This window comes from Burkholderia sp. 572 (assembly GCF_040545135.1).
In the GTDB taxonomy this organism is placed as follows: domain Bacteria; phylum Pseudomonadota; class Gammaproteobacteria; order Burkholderiales; family Burkholderiaceae; genus Burkholderia; species Burkholderia cepacia.
In genome coordinates, this window is sequence record NZ_JBEPLH010000004.1 from 103,012 (window position 1) to 119,468 (window position 16,457).

Annotated in this window: 14 protein-coding genes and 2 riboswitches; of the genes, 7 read left to right on the forward strand and 7 right to left on the reverse strand. The window is 69.1% G+C overall.

Annotated elements, in window-relative coordinates; translation table 11 throughout:
- Window positions 1-66: 66 nt before the first annotated feature.
- From ABIC51_RS09055 to cobW, 3 genes are read right to left on the reverse strand one after another with little or no spacing between them, the layout of a single operon-like run.
- Window positions 67-1,143 carry a magnesium chelatase ATPase subunit I gene (locus ABIC51_RS09055; protein ID WP_060372701.1) on the reverse strand — a complete coding sequence of 359 codons (1,077 nt, stop codon included), beginning with the start codon at window positions 1,141-1,143 and terminating at the stop codon, window positions 67-69.
- The gene (gene cobN / locus ABIC51_RS09060) at window positions 1,140-4,952 is read right to left on the reverse strand and encodes a cobaltochelatase subunit CobN (protein WP_354006416.1); all 3,813 of its coding nucleotides are present in this window, start codon (window positions 4,950-4,952) and stop codon (window positions 1,140-1,142) included. Before cobN ends, ABIC51_RS09055 begins: the two co-directional genes overlap by 4 nt.
- 6 nt (window positions 4,953-4,958) lie before the next feature.
- Window positions 4,959-6,047 carry a cobalamin biosynthesis protein CobW gene (cobW, locus tag ABIC51_RS09065; protein ID WP_059484574.1) on the reverse strand — a complete coding sequence of 363 codons (1,089 nt, stop codon included), beginning with the start codon at window positions 6,045-6,047 and terminating at the stop codon, window positions 4,959-4,961.
- A gap of 330 nt (window positions 6,048-6,377) precedes the next feature.
- Window positions 6,378-6,642, reverse strand: a riboswitch (cobalamin riboswitch).
- Between the two features lie 113 nt (window positions 6,643-6,755).
- Window positions 6,756-6,993: riboswitch (cobalamin riboswitch) on the forward strand.
- Between the two features lie 167 nt (window positions 6,994-7,160).
- Here cobW and cobA point away from each other — a divergent pair.
- The 4 genes from cobA to ABIC51_RS09085 are packed head-to-tail and all read left to right on the forward strand — an operon-like array spanning window position 7,161 to window position 10,231.
- On the forward strand, window positions 7,161-7,910 hold the full coding sequence (cobA, locus tag ABIC51_RS09070; protein ID WP_175899814.1) for a uroporphyrinogen-III C-methyltransferase: 750 nt from the start codon (window positions 7,161-7,163) through the stop codon (window positions 7,908-7,910).
- A complete protein-coding gene (locus ABIC51_RS09075; protein ID WP_027787430.1) occupies window positions 7,907-8,284 on the forward strand; it encodes a cobalamin biosynthesis protein in 378 nt (125 codons plus the stop codon). Before cobA ends, ABIC51_RS09075 begins: the two co-directional genes overlap by 4 nt.
- 37 nt (window positions 8,285-8,321) lie before the next feature.
- A complete protein-coding gene (gene cobO, locus ABIC51_RS09080; RefSeq protein WP_021160089.1) occupies window positions 8,322-8,924 on the forward strand; it encodes a cob(I)yrinic acid a,c-diamide adenosyltransferase in 603 nt (200 codons plus the stop codon).
- Window positions 8,925-8,926: 2 nt separating this feature from the next.
- Window positions 8,927-10,231 (forward strand): cobyrinic acid a,c-diamide synthase CobB, encoded by a 1,305-nt coding sequence (locus ABIC51_RS09085; protein ID WP_124838896.1) that lies wholly within the window; start codon window positions 8,927-8,929, stop codon window positions 10,229-10,231.
- Window positions 10,232-10,258: 27 nt separating this feature from the next.
- On the opposite strand, the gene bamE is transcribed toward ABIC51_RS09085, so the two are convergent.
- Complete coding sequence (gene bamE, locus ABIC51_RS09090; RefSeq protein WP_027787432.1) at window positions 10,259-10,798, reverse strand: outer membrane protein assembly factor BamE domain-containing protein; 540 nt, start codon at window positions 10,796-10,798, stop codon at window positions 10,259-10,261.
- Window positions 10,799-11,004: 206 nt separating this feature from the next.
- Here bamE and ABIC51_RS09095 point away from each other — a divergent pair, with 206 nt between their 5' ends.
- Window positions 11,005-12,129 carry an ISAs1 family transposase gene (locus tag ABIC51_RS09095; protein WP_354006417.1) on the forward strand — a complete coding sequence of 375 codons (1,125 nt, stop codon included), beginning with the start codon at window positions 11,005-11,007 and terminating at the stop codon, window positions 12,127-12,129.
- Between the two features lie 74 nt (window positions 12,130-12,203).
- Here the strand turns inward: ABIC51_RS09095 and ABIC51_RS09100 are convergent, their stop codons facing one another.
- Complete coding sequence (locus tag ABIC51_RS09100) at window positions 12,204-13,367, reverse strand: M20 aminoacylase family protein (RefSeq protein WP_226129085.1); 1,164 nt, start codon at window positions 13,365-13,367, stop codon at window positions 12,204-12,206.
- A gap of 341 nt (window positions 13,368-13,708) precedes the next feature.
- Here ABIC51_RS09100 and ABIC51_RS09105 point away from each other — a divergent pair, with 341 nt between their 5' ends.
- Window positions 13,709-14,782, forward strand: coding sequence for a type IV toxin-antitoxin system AbiEi family antitoxin (locus ABIC51_RS09105; protein WP_175900138.1), 1,074 nt, complete (start codon window positions 13,709-13,711; stop codon window positions 14,780-14,782).
- On the forward strand, window positions 14,751-15,656 hold the full coding sequence (locus ABIC51_RS09110) for a nucleotidyl transferase AbiEii/AbiGii toxin family protein (RefSeq protein WP_146254035.1): 906 nt from the start codon (window positions 14,751-14,753) through the stop codon (window positions 15,654-15,656). The genes ABIC51_RS09105 and ABIC51_RS09110 overlap by 32 nt, the downstream gene beginning before the upstream one ends.
- 54 nt (window positions 15,657-15,710) lie before the next feature.
- On the opposite strand, the gene ABIC51_RS09115 is transcribed toward ABIC51_RS09110, so the two are convergent.
- Window positions 15,711-16,127: a PIN domain-containing protein gene (locus ABIC51_RS09115; protein WP_027787436.1), complete on the reverse strand. Its 417-nt coding sequence runs from the start codon at window positions 16,125-16,127 to the stop codon at window positions 15,711-15,713.
- Window positions 16,124-16,384, reverse strand: a complete 261-nt coding sequence (gene vapB / locus ABIC51_RS09120) for a type II toxin-antitoxin system VapB family antitoxin (protein WP_146254036.1) — start codon at window positions 16,382-16,384, stop codon at window positions 16,124-16,126. The genes ABIC51_RS09115 and vapB overlap by 4 nt, the downstream gene beginning before the upstream one ends.
- Window positions 16,385-16,457: the final 73 nt, after the last annotated feature.

A 16,457-nucleotide genomic window follows, 5' to 3' on the forward strand; every position in this document is an offset into this window, starting at 1 on the left:
GCGCGGCTGCGCCTGGCTGCCATCGAGGACCGCGAACGGCGTTCGCGGCGGCGCCGGCTCGATGGCTCAGTGTTTTTTTAGCGGCAGCGGCACCACGCTTTTCACGTCGCGCAGCCCCGCCGGCTCGGGCCGCAGGTAACCCCAGTCGCCCTGCGCGACGGCGGCGCCGTTCCCGCTTGCGGCCGGTTGATCGTCCGGCTGCTGGCGTGCATCCGGCGGCGAACGGTCGTCGCTTGCGCGATCCGGCTGCGACGCGCCGGACGACGGCGGCGCACCGGCATGGCGCCGGTGCCGCAGCACGGCTTCGGCCACACGCGCCACATGCGACACCGTCACTGCATCGGCCTGCTCCAGTGCGGCGAGCGCGCGCGCCGCGCGCAACATCACGAGGTCGGCACGCAGCCCGTCGACGGCCGCATCGATGCACAGCGCGCTGACGTGCGCATGCACTGCATCGCCGAAATCGAGCGTCGCCAGCCGTGCGCGCGCCGCGTGAATCCGGTCGCCGAGTGCGCGCTGCGCGGATGCATGGCGCGCGCGGAACGCCTCCGGATCGAGATCGAAGGCAAGCCGCGCCTTCACGATCCGCTCGCGCTGCGCGGCGTCGAAGCAGTTCTCCAGTTCGACCATCAGGCCGAAGCGGTCGAGCAGTTGCGGACGCAGCTCGCCCTCCTCGGGATTCATCGTGCCGACGAGCACGAAGCGCGCGTCGTGCGCATGCGACACGCCATCGCGTTCGACGATGTTCACGCCGCTCGCGGCGACGTCGAGCAGCGTATCGACGAGCCCGTCGGCGAGCAGGTTCACCTCGTCGACATACAGCACGCCGAGATGCGCCCGCGCGAGCAGGCCCGGCCGGAAGCGCACGCCGTTGTCGGCGAGTGCATGCGCGAGGTCGAGCGTCCCCGTCACCTGCTCGTCGCTCGCCGACAGCGGCAGCGTGACGAACTGCCCTTCCGGCAACAACTCGGCGAGGCCGCGCGCGGCGGTCGATTTCGCGGTACCGCGCGGGCCGCTCACGAGCACGCCGCCGAGCGACGGGTCGATCGCGGCGAGCAGCAGCGCCTGCTGCAGCGCGTCCTGTGCGACGAGCGCCGCAAACGGAAAAACCGCGCGCGCGCGGTGCGTCGTCGGATCGGTCATCGCCGTCCCCCTTCCTGGAGTTGTTCGCTGTCGAGCCAGACCGCTTCGATCCGCTCGCGATAGTCGCCCGGCTGCTGCCACAGGCCGCGCTGCATCGCCTCGACGAAGCGTTCGCAGATGCCGTGCAGCGCCTTCGGGTTGTGCCGCTCGAGGAACGCGCGGGTGGCGTCGTCGAACAGGTATGCGTCGGCGACGAGCGCGTACTGGTGGTCGGACAGCACGCGCGCGGTCGCGTCATAGCCGTACAGGTAGTCGACGGTCGCCGCCAGCTCGGCCGCGCCCTTGTAACCATGGCGCTTCACGCCGTCGAGCCATTTCGGGTTGACGACGCGCGAACGGATCACGCGCGCGATTTCCTCGCGCAGCGTGCGCATCTTCGGCGCGACCGGGTTCGCGTGGTCGCCGTGGTAGATGCTCGGTTGCTGCCCGGACAGGTGCCGCACCGCCGCGGTCATCCCGCCCTGGAACTGGTAGTAGTCGTTCGAATCGAGGATGTCGTGCTCGCGGCTGTCCTGGTTCTGCACGACCACGTCGATCGTCGCGAGCCGCTCGCCGAACACGTCGGCCGCGGCGTCGCCCGCGCTGTTCTGCGCATACGCATGGCCGCCCCACTGGCGGTAGGCCTCCGCGAGATCGGCGTCGGTCTGCCAGCGGCGCTGGTCGATCAGGTCCTGCAGGCCCGCGCCGTAGCTGCCCGGCCGCGCGCCGAACACGCGCCAGCCGGCGCGGCGGTGCGCTTCGTCCGGCGCCACGCCCTGTGCGACCCACTTCGCGCGTTCGCGCTCGATGCGCGCGCGGATCGGGTTCAGTTCCTCCGGCTCGTCGAGCGCGGCCACTGCCTGCACCGCTGCGTCGAACAGATGCATCAGGTTCGGGAACGCGTCGCGGAAGAAACCCGATACGCGCAGCGTCACGTCGATGCGCGGCCGGTCGAAGATCTCGATCGGCAGGATCTCGAAGTCGGTCACGCGGTGGCTGCCGTGCGCCCATTTCGGCCGCACGCCAAGCAGCGCGAACGCCTGCGCGATGTCGTCGCCGCCCGTGCGCATCGTCGCCGTGCCCCACACCGACAGCCCGATCGCGCGCGGATAGTCGCCGTGATCCTGCAGATGGCGCTCGACCAGTTGCTGCGCGGATTTCAGGCCGAGCGTCCACGCGGCCTGCGTCGGCACCGCGCGCGTGTCGACCGAGTAGAAATTGCGGCCGGTCGGCAGCACGTCGGGGCGGCCGCGCGACGGCGAGCCGCTCGGCCCCGGCGGCACGAAGCGGCCGTCGAGTCCGCGCAGCAGCTGACGCATTTCCTCGCCGCCGCACGCGTCGAGCGCCGGCAGCAGCGTCGCGCGGACGCGCTCGATCACGGCGAGCGTGTGCGGCCAGTCGCCGGGGGGCGTCGCGTCTTCCGCACCCGTATGGCTGCCGTCGGCTGCACACAGCCTGTCCAGCCATTGCTGCGCGAGCCGTTCGAGCCGCTCGCGCGTATCGCCCGCGTGGCGCCACGGCGATGCGTCGAGCGCCTGCAGGATCGCCGGTCGCGGGCCGACCCACGGCGCGGCCCAGTCGGCCGCGAGCGGATCGAAATCGTCGCCGAGCGCGAGATCGCGCGCGAGCGCGCCGATCAGTCCTGCGCGTGCGCCCTTGCCGTCGCCGACCGGAAAGCGCGCGAGCGCCAGCAGCGTGTCGCGCCGCTGGCGCCCGGCCGGCGACACGCCGAACACGTGCAGCCCGTCGCGAATCTGCGCTTCCTTCAGTTCGCACAGCCACGCGTCGACGCGCGTCAGCAGCGCGTCCTCGTCGCCCGCATCGCGCGGCGGCGACACGCTCAGTTCGTCGTGCAGCCGGTGTTCGGCGATCGTCGCGAGGATCGTCTTGCGCAGCAGCTTCGCGCGCCGCGCATCGACCATCAGCGCTTCGTAGTATTCGTCGACCTGCCGCTCGAGATCCTGCAGCGGGCCGTAGTTTTCCGCGCGCGTGAGCGGCGGCATCAGGTGATCGACGATCACGGCCTGTGCGCGGCGCTTCGCCTGGCTGCCCTCGCCCGGATCGTTGACGATGAACGGATAAAGATGCGGCAGCGGCCCGAGGGTCAGGTCGGGCCAGCACGCGTCGGACAGCGCGACGCTCTTGCCCGGCAGCCATTCGAGGTTGCCGTGCTTGCCGAGGTGGATGACCGCGTCGATGCGATACGCATCGCGCAGCCAGAAATAGAACGCGAGATACGCATGCGGCGGCACGAGATCCGCGTCGTGGTAGCTCGCGTAGTCGTTCTCGCCGCGCGAGCGCGACGGCTGGATGCCGACGAACACGTTGCCCGCGCGCCAGCCGGCGATCGTGAAGCGCCCTTGCCGCAGCGTCGGATCGGCTTCGGGCGGGCCCCAGCGTGCGTTCAGCGCGTCGCGCACGGCCGCCGGCAGCCGTGCGAAGTGCGCGACGTAGTCGGCCAGCGGGAAGCTCTGGAAGGCGGGGCGCAGCGCATGCACGGCCGCGTCGTTGGTCACGCCTTCGGTGAGCCGCGCGATCAGCGCGTCGCCGTCGGGCGGCAGGTCGGCCACCGCATAGCCCGCGTCGCGCAGCGCCGCGAGCACGCGCAGCGCGGACGCCGGCGTATCGAGCCCGACACCGTTGCCGATCCGCCCTTCGCTTTGCGGATAGTTCGCGAGAATCAGCGCGACGCGCTTGGTCGCGTTGTCGAGCGTGCGCAGCCGGCACCAGCCGCGCGCGAGCGCCGCGACGAACGCGATCCGCTCGGCGTCCGGCTGGTAGCGCACGACGTCGACCTCGGTGTGCGGGCAGCGGTACGCGAGCCCCTTGAAGCTCACCGCGCGCGTGATGATCCGGCCGTCGACCTCGGGCAGCGCGATGTGCATCGCGATGTCGCGCGCATGCAGGCCCTGGTTGTCGGCCACCCATGCGTCGCGATTGCCGCCGGACAGGATCACCTGCAATACCGGCGCGTCGCCGGCGAGCACGTCGTGTTCCGGGCTGTCGATCGCGCCGGCCGCGAACGCGGTCGTGTTCAGCACGAGTGCGACGTCGTGCGTGTCGCAGAGCTGCGTGATGACTTCGCGGCTCACCGCATCCTTCAGCGACGTGACCGCGACCGGCAGCGGATTCAGCCCCTCCCGCACGAGCGCATCGGCCAGCGCATCGAACACGGCCGTGTTCGCGGCCTGCCAGTGCGCGCGATAGAACAGGATCACGACGACGGGCGCGCCCGGCGTCCAGCGCGGCCGCCAGTCGTCGACGCTCGCGCGGTCGCGCGCCGGGTGATACAGCGCGGCGGCCGGCAACGGGCGCGGCGGTTCGGGTTCGTTGCCGAACCCGAGTGTGTGGAATGCGATGCTGCGCAGCAGCGCCTCGGCGTTGTGCACGCCGCCTTCGCGCAGGTAGCGCCACCACAGCCGGCACAGGCCGGGCGCGACGGTGCTCTTCGCGACGAGGTTCGGGTCTTCCTGCAGGTCACCCGAGAACATCGCGAGCTGCTGCGCGCGCTTCGACGCGAGCGACACGGCCTGCTCGATCCCGTACGGCCAGTACGCCTCGCCGCCGAGATGGTCGATCACGACCGCCTTCGCGTGCTGCAACACGTCGTCGACGTAGAAATCGACCGACGCCGGCTGCCGCAGGAACGTGACGTTCGCGAGCCGCACGCTCGGGAAGCCCGCAGGCAGGTGCGGCACGACGCTGGCAAGCAGCGACAGCGTCGTGTCGGCCGAACTCAGGATCACGATGTCGGCCGGCTGCTGGTCGATCCGGACGACACCCTGCGTATCGTCGACGAAGCCGCCCGGCGTGGTGCGCAGCAGATGCATCGTGCGTTACGCCTGTTGCGGCTCGGCCGCGCACGCGGCGTCGAATGCGCGTTGCAGCGCCGCCGCGTCGAGATCCTCGCCGATCAGCACGAAGCGGCTCGCGCGGGTTTCGCCGTCCTGCCAGCGACGGTCGAAATAGCTGTCGAAGCGGCGGCCGACACCCTGGATCACGAGCCGCATCGGTGCGCCGGGCAGCGCGGCGAAACCTTTCGCGCGGTAGATCGTATGCGCTTCGACGACGCGCTGCAGCGCGGCGATCGTCGCCTCGCGCGTGCCGGCGTCGCCGGACACGACCACCGAGTCGAAATCGTCGTGATGGTGATCGTGATCGCCGTCGTCGGCCGAGCCGTGATGGTCGTGGCGCAGGTGGATCGTTTCTTCCGATGCCGACTCGAGGCCGAGCAGCATCGCGAGATCGAGCTCGCCGCGCGTCGCGCGCACGATCTTCACCTGCGGCGGAATCTCGTCGCGGATCGCGGTTTCGATCTGCGCAAATTCCGCGTCGCCGACGAGATCGGCCTTGTTCACGATCACGAGATCGGCGGACGACAGTTGATCGGCGAACAGCTCGTGCAGCGGCGATTCGTGGTCGAGGTTCGGATCGGCGCGGCGCTGCGCGTCGACGGCCTGCGGGTTTTCCGCGAACTGGCCACTTGCGGCGGCCGGCCCGTCGACGACGGTCACGACCGCGTCGACCGTGAAGCTGTTGCGGATCGTCGGCCAGTTGAACGCCTGCACGAGCGGCTTCGGCAGCGCGAGCCCGGACGTCTCGATCAGCACGTGGTCGATGTCCGCGCGGCGCTCGACGAGCGCTTCCATCACCGGATAGAACTCCTCCTGCACGGTGCAGCACAGGCAGCCGTTCGCGAGTTCGTACAACTGGCCCGATGCTTCGCCCTGCGCACCGTCGGCATCCTCGCAGCCGATGCCGCAGCCCTTGAGGATTTCGCCGTCGATGCCGAGTTCGCCGAATTCGTTGACGATCACCGCGATGCGGCGGCCTTCGGCGTGCTGCAGGATGTGGCGCATCAGCGTCGTCTTGCCGCTGCCGAGAAAGCCCGTGACGATCGTGACGGGAAGCTTGCGTAGGGTCATGGTAGGTCCTGTGTCGAAAAAGGAATCAGCCCGGGATCGTCGCGTCGATGGCGGCGTGGCAGTTCATCTGGCGGATCGCGGGCATGCCGCCGCGCGATCCGGACGGACAGTCGCGGGACGGGCGGAACGACGAATCGGACATGGTGCTTCCTTGCGAACGGTCGACATCGTGAATGCCAACACGGCTGCCGCCGGCCCGGCTCGCGCCGCCTGCCGTTCACCGCGCCGGCCGGCGCGGGTTCGCGCAGCGGCAGATCGGCGGTGGAAACGAGCAACACGCGGGCGTCGGGCCTGCTGCGGCCGTGGACGATGCGCCGCCTCCCCGCGGCGCTGAACCCCAACGTTTGGGCCGGTATCCGGGCTGGCGAACACGCCGCTTCGCCTTCCCGGATGGACAGCAATCCAGTGGCGGTCGTCCGCATGCGCGCGGCATGCGGCGAAGCGGCGCTGCGTGGCGCTTGTGCGCGACGCGTTCGCTTACCGTTGCGGGGGCAGCACAGGTTGGCTCGACTGCGGCGCAGGCAGGCTCCCTGTTTCCCGTTTAACTGCGCGCACCGGAGCGGCGCGCGCGAGCACCAAAACGCGTGCGAGTGTAGGCGGCGGTGCGGGGAGCGTCAAGGCAAAACGGGCCGCCGGGCCCGGTTCCGGAGGGCCGCCGCGCGCGGCCGGACGCCGCGCACGGCGGTTCGCGCGGGGGGATCGCTGTGCTATCGTATGCGCCGCGTTCGGTGCTCGCATGCGCATTCCGTGCATGCAGTTAAACGGGAAACAGGAGGCGGATCGCCGCCCTGCCTGTGCTGTCCCCGCAACGGTACGCCGCCCGCGCGACGCGCTTCCCCGCGCACGCGCCCATGCCGCCCACGATGCCACTGCCCTTCCACCGGGCGGGAAGGCTGCGGCCTGGCAAGCGGCCAGCCCGGATACCGGCCGACGCAAGGGGCGAGCCCGATGCTCGCCGAACGCCCGATCCGCGGGGGACGGATCGAGTGCGCATTCCGCCCGCGTCCGCGCGGGCTTCGTCCGATCCGTCATGCTTCACCTGTCTGCTGGCCGCCGCCCCGCCCGCCTTCCCGTTTCCACTGTTTCGACACGGTGCGCGCCGTGCCGCGCCCGATGAGCCGCGCCTGGCTCATCGGCGCCGGCCCCGGCGACGCCGACCTGCTGACGCTCAAGGCCGTCCACGCGATCGGCTCGGCCGACGTGCTGCTCGTCGACGATCTCGTGAACCCCGACGTGCTGCGCCATGCGCGCGCCGATGCGCACATCGAGCACGTCGGCAAGCGCGGCGGTCATGCATCGACGCCGCAGGAGGCGATCGTCGCGGCGATGCTTGCGCATCTGCGCGCGGGCCGCAGCGTCGCACGGCTCAAGGGCGGCGACCCGTTCGTATTCGGCCGCGGCGGCGAGGAACTGGCCGCGCTCGGCGCCGCGGGATTTCAAGTCGAGGTCGTGAGCGGCGTCACGGCGGGCATCGCCGCGCCGGCCGCGCTCGGCATTCCGGTCACGCAGCGCGGCGACGCGCAGGGCGTGATCTTCGTCACGGGCCACGGCGCGAGCGCCGATGAACCCGACTGGCGCGCGCTCGCGGCCACGCGCATGACGATCGTCGTCTACATGGGCATCCGCCGGCTCGACACGATTGCAGCCGCGCTGCGCGAAGGCGGCCTGCCCGGCGACACGCCGTGCGCGGCGATCGAGAACGCGACGCGCCCCGAACAGCGGCACGTGCTCGCGACGCTCGACACGCTCGTCGAGCGTGTCGGCGCGACCGGCATCGGTTCGCCGGCGATCGTCGTGATCGGCCGCGTCGCGGCGTTCGCCAACGATCCCGCGGTACGCGCCGCACTCGGCAGCCGCGCATGATGCGCGTCGCGATCGGTGTCGGTTTCCGCGCGGGCGTGACGGCCGCGCAACTCGATGCCGCGATCCGCATCGCGCTGATGCGGTACCCGGCTGCCGAACCGGCGCTCGTCGCCACGCTCGCCGACAAGGCGCGCGCACGCGCGCTGCGCACGCTGTGCGCGAGACGCGGCTGGCCGCTCGTCGCGTTCGACGCGGCACAGCTCGCGAGCCGCCCCGAACTGGCCGTGAGCGGCCCGTCGGATGCCGCGCTCGCCCGCTTCGGCGTCGCGGGCGTGGCCGAGCCGTGCGCGCAGCTCGCGGCGCCGCACGGCCGGCTGCTGGGCCCCAAATCCATCCGGGACGGCGTGACGGTCGCACTCGCCGGCCCGCTCTGAACCCTTTGTTTCGCTTTCTTTCGACAGGACGAATCCGATGAAAACCGACGCCGAATCCCATCAACGGATGACCGAACGCCGCCGCGCGGGCCACGAGAAGAAACAGGCCGCCGCCGTCAACGAAAAGGGCCTGCTGATCGTCAACACCGGCAACGGCAAGGGCAAGAGCACGGCCGCGTTCGGCATGGCCGTGCGCGTGCTCGGCCACGGCATGCGGCTCGGTGTCGTGCAGTTCATCAAGGGCGCGCTGCACACGTCCGAGCGCGACTTCCTCGGCGCGGTTGCCGAGTGCGATTTCGTGACGATGGGCGACGGCTACACGTGGAACACGCAGAACCGCGACGCCGACATCGCGACCGCGCGCAAGGGCTGGGACGAGGCGCGCCGGATGATCGAAAGCGGCGACTACCGGATGGTGATCCTCGACGAGTTGAACACGGTGCTGAAGTACGAATACCTGCCGCTCGACGAAGTGCTCGCGACGCTTGCCGCGCGTCCCGATTCGGTCCACGTCGTCGTGACCGGGCGGCATGCGCCCGACGCGCTGATCGACGCGGCCGACCTCGTCACCGAGATGCGGCTCGTCAAGCATCCGTACAAGGAGCAAGGCGTGAAGGCGCAGCGCGGCGTGGAGTTCTGAGCATGCCCGCCTGCCCCGCGCTGTTCGTCAGTGCGCCCGCGTCGGGCCAGGGCAAGACGTCGGTGACGGCCGGCCTCGCGCGGCTGCACCGCCGGCTCGGCCGCCGTGTGCGCGTGTTCAAGACCGGGCCCGACTTTCTCGATCCGATGCTGCTCGAACGCGCGAGCGGCGCCCCCGTGCATGCGCTCGATCTCGGGATGGTCGGCGAGGCCGGCTGCCGCGCGTTGCTTGCCGATGCCGCACGCGATGCCGACCTGATCCTGATCGAAGGCGTGATGGGGCTGTTCGACGGCACGCCGAGCAGTGCCGACCTCGCGGCTGCGTTCGGCGTGCCGGTCGTCGCGGTGATTTCAGCGAAGGCGATGGCGCAGACGTTCGCGGCGATCGCGTTCGGGCTCGCCCGGTTCCGGCCGGGGCTGCCGTTTCACGGCGTGCTCGCGAACCGCGTCGGCTCGGCCCGGCACGCGGAACTGCTGCAGCAGGCGCTGCCCGAGGACCTGCGCTGGCTCGGGCACGTGCCGGCCGATGCGGGCATCGCGCTGCCGGAGCGGCATCTCGGCCTGCACCAGCCGGCCGACATCGACGATCTCGACGCACGGCTCGATCGCGCGGCGGACGTGCTCGCGCAGACGGCGCTCGCCGAATTGCCGCCCGCCGTCGCGTTCGCCGAACCGGACGCCGCGGCGCCGCTGCCGCGTGCGCTCGCCGGCAAGCGGATCGCGATTGCGCGCGACGCGGCGTTTTCGTTCATCTATCCGGCGAATCTCGCGCTGCTCGAGGCGCTCGGCGCGCGGTTGCGCTTCTTCTCGCCGCTCGCCGACGAACCCGTGCCGGACGATTGCGACGCGCTGTTCCTGCCGGGTGGCTATCCGGAACTGCATGCGGCGACGCTCGCGGCGAATGACGCCACCGCACGGACCCTTCGCGCGCATGCGGCGGCTCGCCGGCCGATCGTCGCGGAATGCGGGGGGATGGTGTATCTGTGTGAATCGCTGACCGACGTCGACGGTGTCACGACGTCAATGCTCGGGCTGTTGCCGGGGCGGGCGACGATGCAGCGCCGGTTCGCGGCGCTCGGCATGCAGCAGCTCGATACGCGTACCGGGCCGATGCGCGGCCATACGTTTCATTATTCGACGCTCGCGACGCCGCTGGAACCGGTCGCGAACGCGGCGCGCCCCGACGGCAAGCCGGGCAGCGGCGAAGCCGTCTATCGCCACGGCGCGATCGTCGCGACGTACATGCACCTGTACTGGCCATCGAATCCGGAGGCGGTCGTGGCGCTGTTCGGCGGCACGGCGTTCTGACCGAAAAACCGGCGAGGCGCCGCGATGTCAGGGTTTTTCGCGGCCCGGCGCTTCCGAGCGCGAAGTGCGGATCACGGTGCCGTCGGGCGAGAAATGCGCGTTGAACATCGCGTCGCCCGATACGCCGCCCTCGGCCCAGTGCCAGCTCCACACCTCTTCGTGGCTCAGCGCGTATTGCGCGATCTCGGTCGGCTTGCCGAGCAGTTGGCGCACGTCGTCCTTCGACATCCCGGGCACGACCTTCGCGATGTTCGCCGCCGTCAGCGCCTGCGTGATCGACACGAGCCGGCCGTCGGGCCCGAAATCGAGCATGTAGGTGCTCGTGCCGTACGGGCCGCGCGGATATTCGAACCGTTGCGAGCCGTCGTCGCCCTGCCTGACCATTTCCGGCTTGCCCGCCTGGCGGAGTACGTCCTCGGTCGTCGACACGCCCGGCTGCAGATTGCCGAACGCCATCGGATCGGGCTTGATCGCATTCACCGCGTCAGCTACTTTCTGGTCGTCGCACCCGGCTGCCAGCATGGCGACCGCACAGGCGGTCAGCACGGTCAGAAACTGTTTTCGCATTTCATCCACACCTGTATTCATCGCGCCGGTCCGGCGTCGCGCGCAGCGTAGCACGCGACCTGTTCCGTCGATGTCAAGGAGCGTCAAATGCGGTCACGGCCGCCAGGGCAATCGCATGAAGGGGCGTTAACAATCAAGGAGTTACGCGCGGGGTTGTAAACCGAGGCGAATCAAGCGTTTACTACTATCTTTTGCGGAGGCATCGGATGGAGGAAACGCAAGCCTTGAGCATCGAAGACGCGTTCGGCGAGTTACGCGATCCGCGCAGCCGAACGCCTGCGCACGACCTGTCAGAGATGCTGGTGGTGGCGCTGTGCGCGATTCTCTCGGGAGCGGATAGCTGGGTAGCCATTCAGATCTGGGGTGAAGAGAAACTGGAGTGGCTACGCGGCTACGTGCCGCTGCGCAACGGCATCCCGTCCCACGACACGTTTGGACGGGTGTTCGCGGCCCTGAACCCACGTCAGTTCGAGGCGTGCTTCACGCGCTGGATGAGCGGTGCGTTTCCAACCTTGTCCGGCGAGGTCATCGCGATCGACGGCAAGACGGTGCGTGGCTCGCATCGCAATGGGGAGCGTGTCATCCACCTTGTTTCGGCCTTTGGAAGCGGCCTGGGCGTTGTACTGGGGCAGGTGCGCACGGCCGACAAGAGTAACGAGATCACGGCGATTCCGGAACTGCTCGATGCACTACTGCTCAAGGGTGCAATCGTAACGATCGACGCCATGGGCTGCCAGCAGGCGATTGCTCGCCAACTCGTCACGAGCGGAGCCGACTACGTGCTGGCGGTCAAGGAAAACCAGCCGACGCTGCTGGTGGAAGTTCGCACCACGCTCGAAGCCATCGACCGTCTTGCATCCGATGACCGATGGGACTGTTCGAGTGAATATCGGGAGGTCGAGAAGGACCACGGCCGGATCGAAACACGTCGTTGCCTGGTCAGTGATGTGATGAACACATGGCGCGCGGCCGCGCTCTGGCCGGGCATGCGCTCGATCGCTATGGTCGAGGCCACGCGTGAGATCGGCGAGACGGTGTCGGTCGAGCGCCGATATTACGTGAGCAGCCTGCCCGCCGATGCAACGCGCATTGCACACGCCGTACGCTCGCACTGGCGGATCGAGAACTCGATGCACTGGGTGCTCGACGTGGCGTTCGGCGAAGATCAATGCAGGGTGCGGGTCGAACATGCGGCGCAGAACTTTGCAATTCTGCGCCGCATTACGATGAACCTGCTGCGCAAGGACACGCAAACCAAGGCGGGCCTCAAGATCCGCCGGCTCAAGGCCGCCACCAGCGACAACTATCGCGCTCAACTCCTTGGCTGGTAAGCCCCTTCATGCGATTGCCCTGTCACGGCCGCCGCGACCGGTTTTGCAGGCGCGGCTGCTTGCACGCCGCCGCATCACACCAGGAACGCCTCGGCCAGCTTGACCCAGTACGACGCGCCGGTAGGCAGTGCCGCGTCGTTGAAGTCGTAGCCGGGGTTGTGCACCATGCAGCCGCCCTCTCCGTCGCCGTTGCCGATGATCAGGTAGCAGCCCGGCCGCTTCTCGAGCAGGAACGCGAAATCCTCGCTGCCGGTGAGCGGCACCATCCCGTCGATCAGGTTCGCTTCGCCCAGCCACTCGCGCGCGACGCCGCGCGCGAACGCGGTCATATCCGTGTCGTTGACGAGCACCGGGTAGCGGCGCTGGTAGTCGATCGTCGCGGTCGCGCCGAACACGGCGGCCTGCGCATGCACGACTTCCTTGATGCGCGTCTCGAGCAGGTCGCGCACCTCCGGCTTCAGCGCGCGCACCGACAGGCGCATCTGCGCGCGATCGGGAATCACGTTCGGCGCCTCGCCCGCGTGGATCGCGCCGACCGTGACGATCGCCATGTCGAGCGGCGACACGTTGCGCGACACGATCGTCTGCAGCGCAATGACGATCTGCGCGCACACGACCACCGAATCGACCGCCTTGTGCGGCACCGCGCCGTGGCCGCCGCGGCCCTGCACGTCGATGACGACGGTATCGGACGACGCCATGAACGGCCCCGGCAGGAAGCCGAATTTGCCCGTGGGGAACCCCGGCATGTTGTGCATCGCGAAGATCGCGTCGCACGGGAACAGCTCGAACAGCCCTTCGTCGAGCATCTTCTTTGCGCCGCCGAGCCCTTCTTCCGCCGGCTGGAAAATCAGGTTCAGCGTGCCCGAGAAGCGGCGCTCGCGCGCAAGATGCTTCGCGGCGGCGAGCAGCATCGCCGTGTGGCCGTCGTGACCGCATGCGTGCATCTTGCCGGCGATCTTGCTCTCGTACGGCAGGCCCGTGGCCTCGTGGATCGGCAACGCATCCATGTCGGCGCGCAGGCCGAGGCGCTGCGTGCCGTTGCCGACCTTCAGCTGCGCGACGACGCCCGTGCCGCCCAGCCCGCGATGCACCGTGTAGCCCCACGACTGCAGTTGCTCGGCGACGAGGTCGCTCGTCGCGAATTCCTCGAAGCCGAGCTCGGGGTGGGCATGGATGCGGTGCCGGATCTCGATCATTTCATCGGCGAGGCCTGCGGGAATCACGCTGTGCGTCACGGTGTCGTCTCCTGTCTCTGCGGGGAATGTGCAGGCAAGGATAGTCGGTTCGCCAGCAACCGGAAAGACGAAAAGTCGTCGCGGTAGCAACCGATGGTTGCCGGACAGGGTACCGCGCACGATATGAGCTGACCGGCCATCCGGATGACTGCCGCACATGGTTCGGGCGAGCGAGACTGTGGGCTTGACAGCGATTTGACGAGCGCCAGGATTCGACGATGACCGTTCAAGCATCCGGAATAATGCCGACACATCAACGTGTTACAGGTAATTGTTCACTTTTTGACGCCTGTACATTTTTTGTGTACGCTGATGAGGAAGTGAACAAGCAATCGCCGCCGATGCCCGAGAACGCCCCCCTTCCTCTGTCGGAACAGCACGTGCTCGATGAAGCCTGCGCCGCGTTCGAACGCGCGACCCGGCGCTTCGGCGCGCGGCCCGTGCGCGTGCCGGCCGCGTATGCCGGGCAAGCCGACGCGATGATCCGCTTCGACGTTGCCGGGCACGTATTCGAGATGCCGGCCGCCGTGAGCCTGCGCGTCGAATCGCTGCCGGGCGCACTCGCGGCACTGCGCCGCCGCGGCGGCGCGACCGCGACACCCGGCGAGCGGCCGCTGATGCTGATCGCCCCCTATCTTTCGGCCGAACTGGTCGCCGGCCTGACCGACCAGGGCATCCCGTTTCTCGACACCGCGGGCAACGCATGCCTGATTCAGCCGGAAGCGACCGTGATGATCGCGGGCCGGCCGAAACCCGCACGCACGCCGCGCCGGCAGGCATCGCGCGCGACGACGCCGAAGGGGCTGGCCGTGATGTTCGCGGTCGCGACACAGCCGGGCCTCGTCGCGCAGCCGTATCGGGCGATTGCGACCGCATCGGGTGTCGCGCTCGGCACGGTCAACCTCGCGATGGACGACCTGATCGCGCGCGGCCTCGTCGGGCAGCGCCGCAATGGCGAGCGCCTGATACCCGACTGGCCGCGCTTCGTGCACGAATGGGTTGCGCTGTACCCGAGCCGCCTGCGCGCGAAACTGCCGAGCCGTCGTTATGCCAGCCTCGCGCCCGACTGGTGGCGCGATTTCGATTTCGCGTCGTTCGATGCGCGGCTCGGCGGCGAACCGGCGGCCGACCTGCTGACGCACGATCTGAAGCCGGCCGGGATCACCGTCTATACGCACGGCGCGGCATCGAACCGCCTGCTGCTCCAGGCCCGCCTGCGCCCGGACGACCACGGCGACGTCGAAATCGTCGAAGCATTCTGGCCGCACTCGCCCGCGCTCGATTGGCACGAGCCGCGCATGCCGCTCGTACCGCCGCTCCTGATCTATGCGGATCTCGTCTCGTCCGGGGACAGCCGCAACCTTGCCGCCGCCGAACGGATCCATGACCGATACCTCGCCCATCCGCCCGCTTGAAGTCGACGCGCGCCGGCCGCTCGACCCGGCGGCCGTCGCGCTCTTGCAAGCGGTGAGCCGTGCCTGCGCGCGCGTCGATGCGGCCTTCGTCGTCGCCGGCGCAACCGCGCGCGACATCCTGATGTGGCACGTCCACGGCATCCGGCCGGTGCGTGCGACACGGGACGTCGACGTCGCGGTGTGCGCGGTGAGCTGGCCGTTTCACGCGCAGCTCGTCGATACGCTCGTTGCGACCGGGCAATTCACGCGAGCACCGAAACAACAGCAGAAACTGCTGTTCGACAGCGGCACGCACGGTTTTCGCACCGAACTCGATCTCGTGCCGTTCGGGCCGCTCGAAACGCCGCCGGGCGAGATCGCTTGGCCGCCGGGCGGCGAATTCGTGCTGAACGTGCTCGGTTTCCAGGAAGCGGTGGACACCGCGCAGTCGGTATCGATCGACGCGCGCACCGTCGTGCCGGTGGCCAGCCTGCCGGCGCTCGCGCTGCTGAAGCTGCTCGCCTGGAAGGACCGGCGGGCACGCCAGAACAGCGATGCGTACGACCTGCTGTTCCTGCTGCGGAATTTTCACGATGCAGGCAATCGCGAGCGCATCTGGGACGCCGCCCCCGACCTGCTGGAGCTGCATGCGTTCCAGCCCGGCCTTGCCGCCGCCGCGCTGCTCGCGCGAGACGCGAAACGGATTGCCTCGCCGCACACGCGCGACGCGATCCGCGTGCTGTTGTCCGACGAAGCGACCTATGCCACGCTCGGCCAGGATCTGCTGGCACGTGCGTTCGCGCTGTTGCCGGGTGAATTCAGCGATGACGCCAACCGGTATCTCGACGCATTCCGCGACGCCTTTCTCGCGGATTCACCCGCACCGCACGCATGACACGACGCCGTGGATGTGAAGCCGCGACGTCATCCCGCTTTCGCACTGCCGCGCTCAGGCCGCCCAGTCTTCGAGCGACAACCCGGCCACCCGGCCGAATTCCCGGCCGTTGTTCGTGACGAGCACCGCACCGGCGGCGATCGCATGCCCGGCGATCGACGCATCGTTCGCACCGATCGGCGTGCCGCGCGCGGCGAGATCGGCACGAATCGCGGCCGTCGCATCGACGGCCGCCGTATCCCACGACAGCACGCCATCGAGCCGCGAGACAAAGGCCGTCACGAGTTCCGCATGCTTCGGCGACGCCTTCCTGCCGACTGCGCCGAACCGCATTTCGGCATAAGTGATGGCCGACACGACGATCCGGTGCTGCGCATTGACGCACGATTGCAGCCGCGACAGCACTACCGGCGGCCGCTCGCGCATGATGAACGAACAGATGTTCGTATCGAGCATGTAGAGCGTGGTCACTGGCCGGACTCCGTCGGCGCGGTGCCGCCGGAAAGGTCGAAGCGGCCGGACTCGATCACGGCGGGGCGTTCGACGAGGAAATCGGCGTCGGCCAGCGGTTCGCTCGCGAACGAGAGCCACGTGGGCCGCACCGGCCGCAGCATCAGTGTGTCGCCCTCGCGGCGGATCTCGAGTTCCGTCACCCCCTCGAACTCCATGTCCTTCGGGATGCGGATTGCCTGGTTACGGGCGTTCTTGAAAATGGAAACGGTGCGCATGAGCCACTCCATGGGAGTACGATGCGCCCATTCTAGACATATGCCAGCATATGTCAAATTGAGAGGACGCAAA

Bases quoted from the DNA above. Each gene is read 5' to 3' on its own strand.
- cobW (WP_059484574.1), bottom strand. From the start codon at position 6,047: ATGACCCTACGCAAGCTTCCCGTCACGATCGTCACGGGCTTTCTCGGC.
- bamE (WP_027787432.1), bottom strand. From the start codon at position 10,798: ATGCGAAAACAGTTTCTGACCGTGCTGACCGCCTGTGCGGTCGCCATG.
- ABIC51_RS09095 (WP_354006417.1), top strand. From the start codon at position 11,005: ATGGAGGAAACGCAAGCCTTGAGCATCGAAGACGCGTTCGGCGAGTTA.
- ABIC51_RS09075 (WP_027787430.1), top strand. From the start codon at position 7,907: ATGATGCGCGTCGCGATCGGTGTCGGTTTCCGCGCGGGCGTGACGGCC.
- ABIC51_RS09085 (WP_124838896.1), top strand. From the start codon at position 8,927: ATGCCCGCCTGCCCCGCGCTGTTCGTCAGTGCGCCCGCGTCGGGCCAG.
- cobO (WP_021160089.1), top strand. From the start codon at position 8,322: ATGAAAACCGACGCCGAATCCCATCAACGGATGACCGAACGCCGCCGC.
- ABIC51_RS09055 (WP_060372701.1), bottom strand. From the start codon at position 1,143: ATGACCGATCCGACGACGCACCGCGCGCGCGCGGTTTTTCCGTTTGCG.
- ABIC51_RS09105 (WP_175900138.1), top strand. From the start codon at position 13,709: ATGCCCGAGAACGCCCCCCTTCCTCTGTCGGAACAGCACGTGCTCGAT.
- cobA (WP_175899814.1), top strand. From the start codon at position 7,161: ATGAGCCGCGCCTGGCTCATCGGCGCCGGCCCCGGCGACGCCGACCTG.
- cobN (WP_354006416.1), bottom strand. From the start codon at position 4,952: ATGCATCTGCTGCGCACCACGCCGGGCGGCTTCGTCGACGATACGCAG.
- vapB (WP_146254036.1), bottom strand. From the start codon at position 16,384: ATGCGCACCGTTTCCATTTTCAAGAACGCCCGTAACCAGGCAATCCGC.
- ABIC51_RS09110 (WP_146254035.1), top strand. From the start codon at position 14,751: ATGACCGATACCTCGCCCATCCGCCCGCTTGAAGTCGACGCGCGCCGG.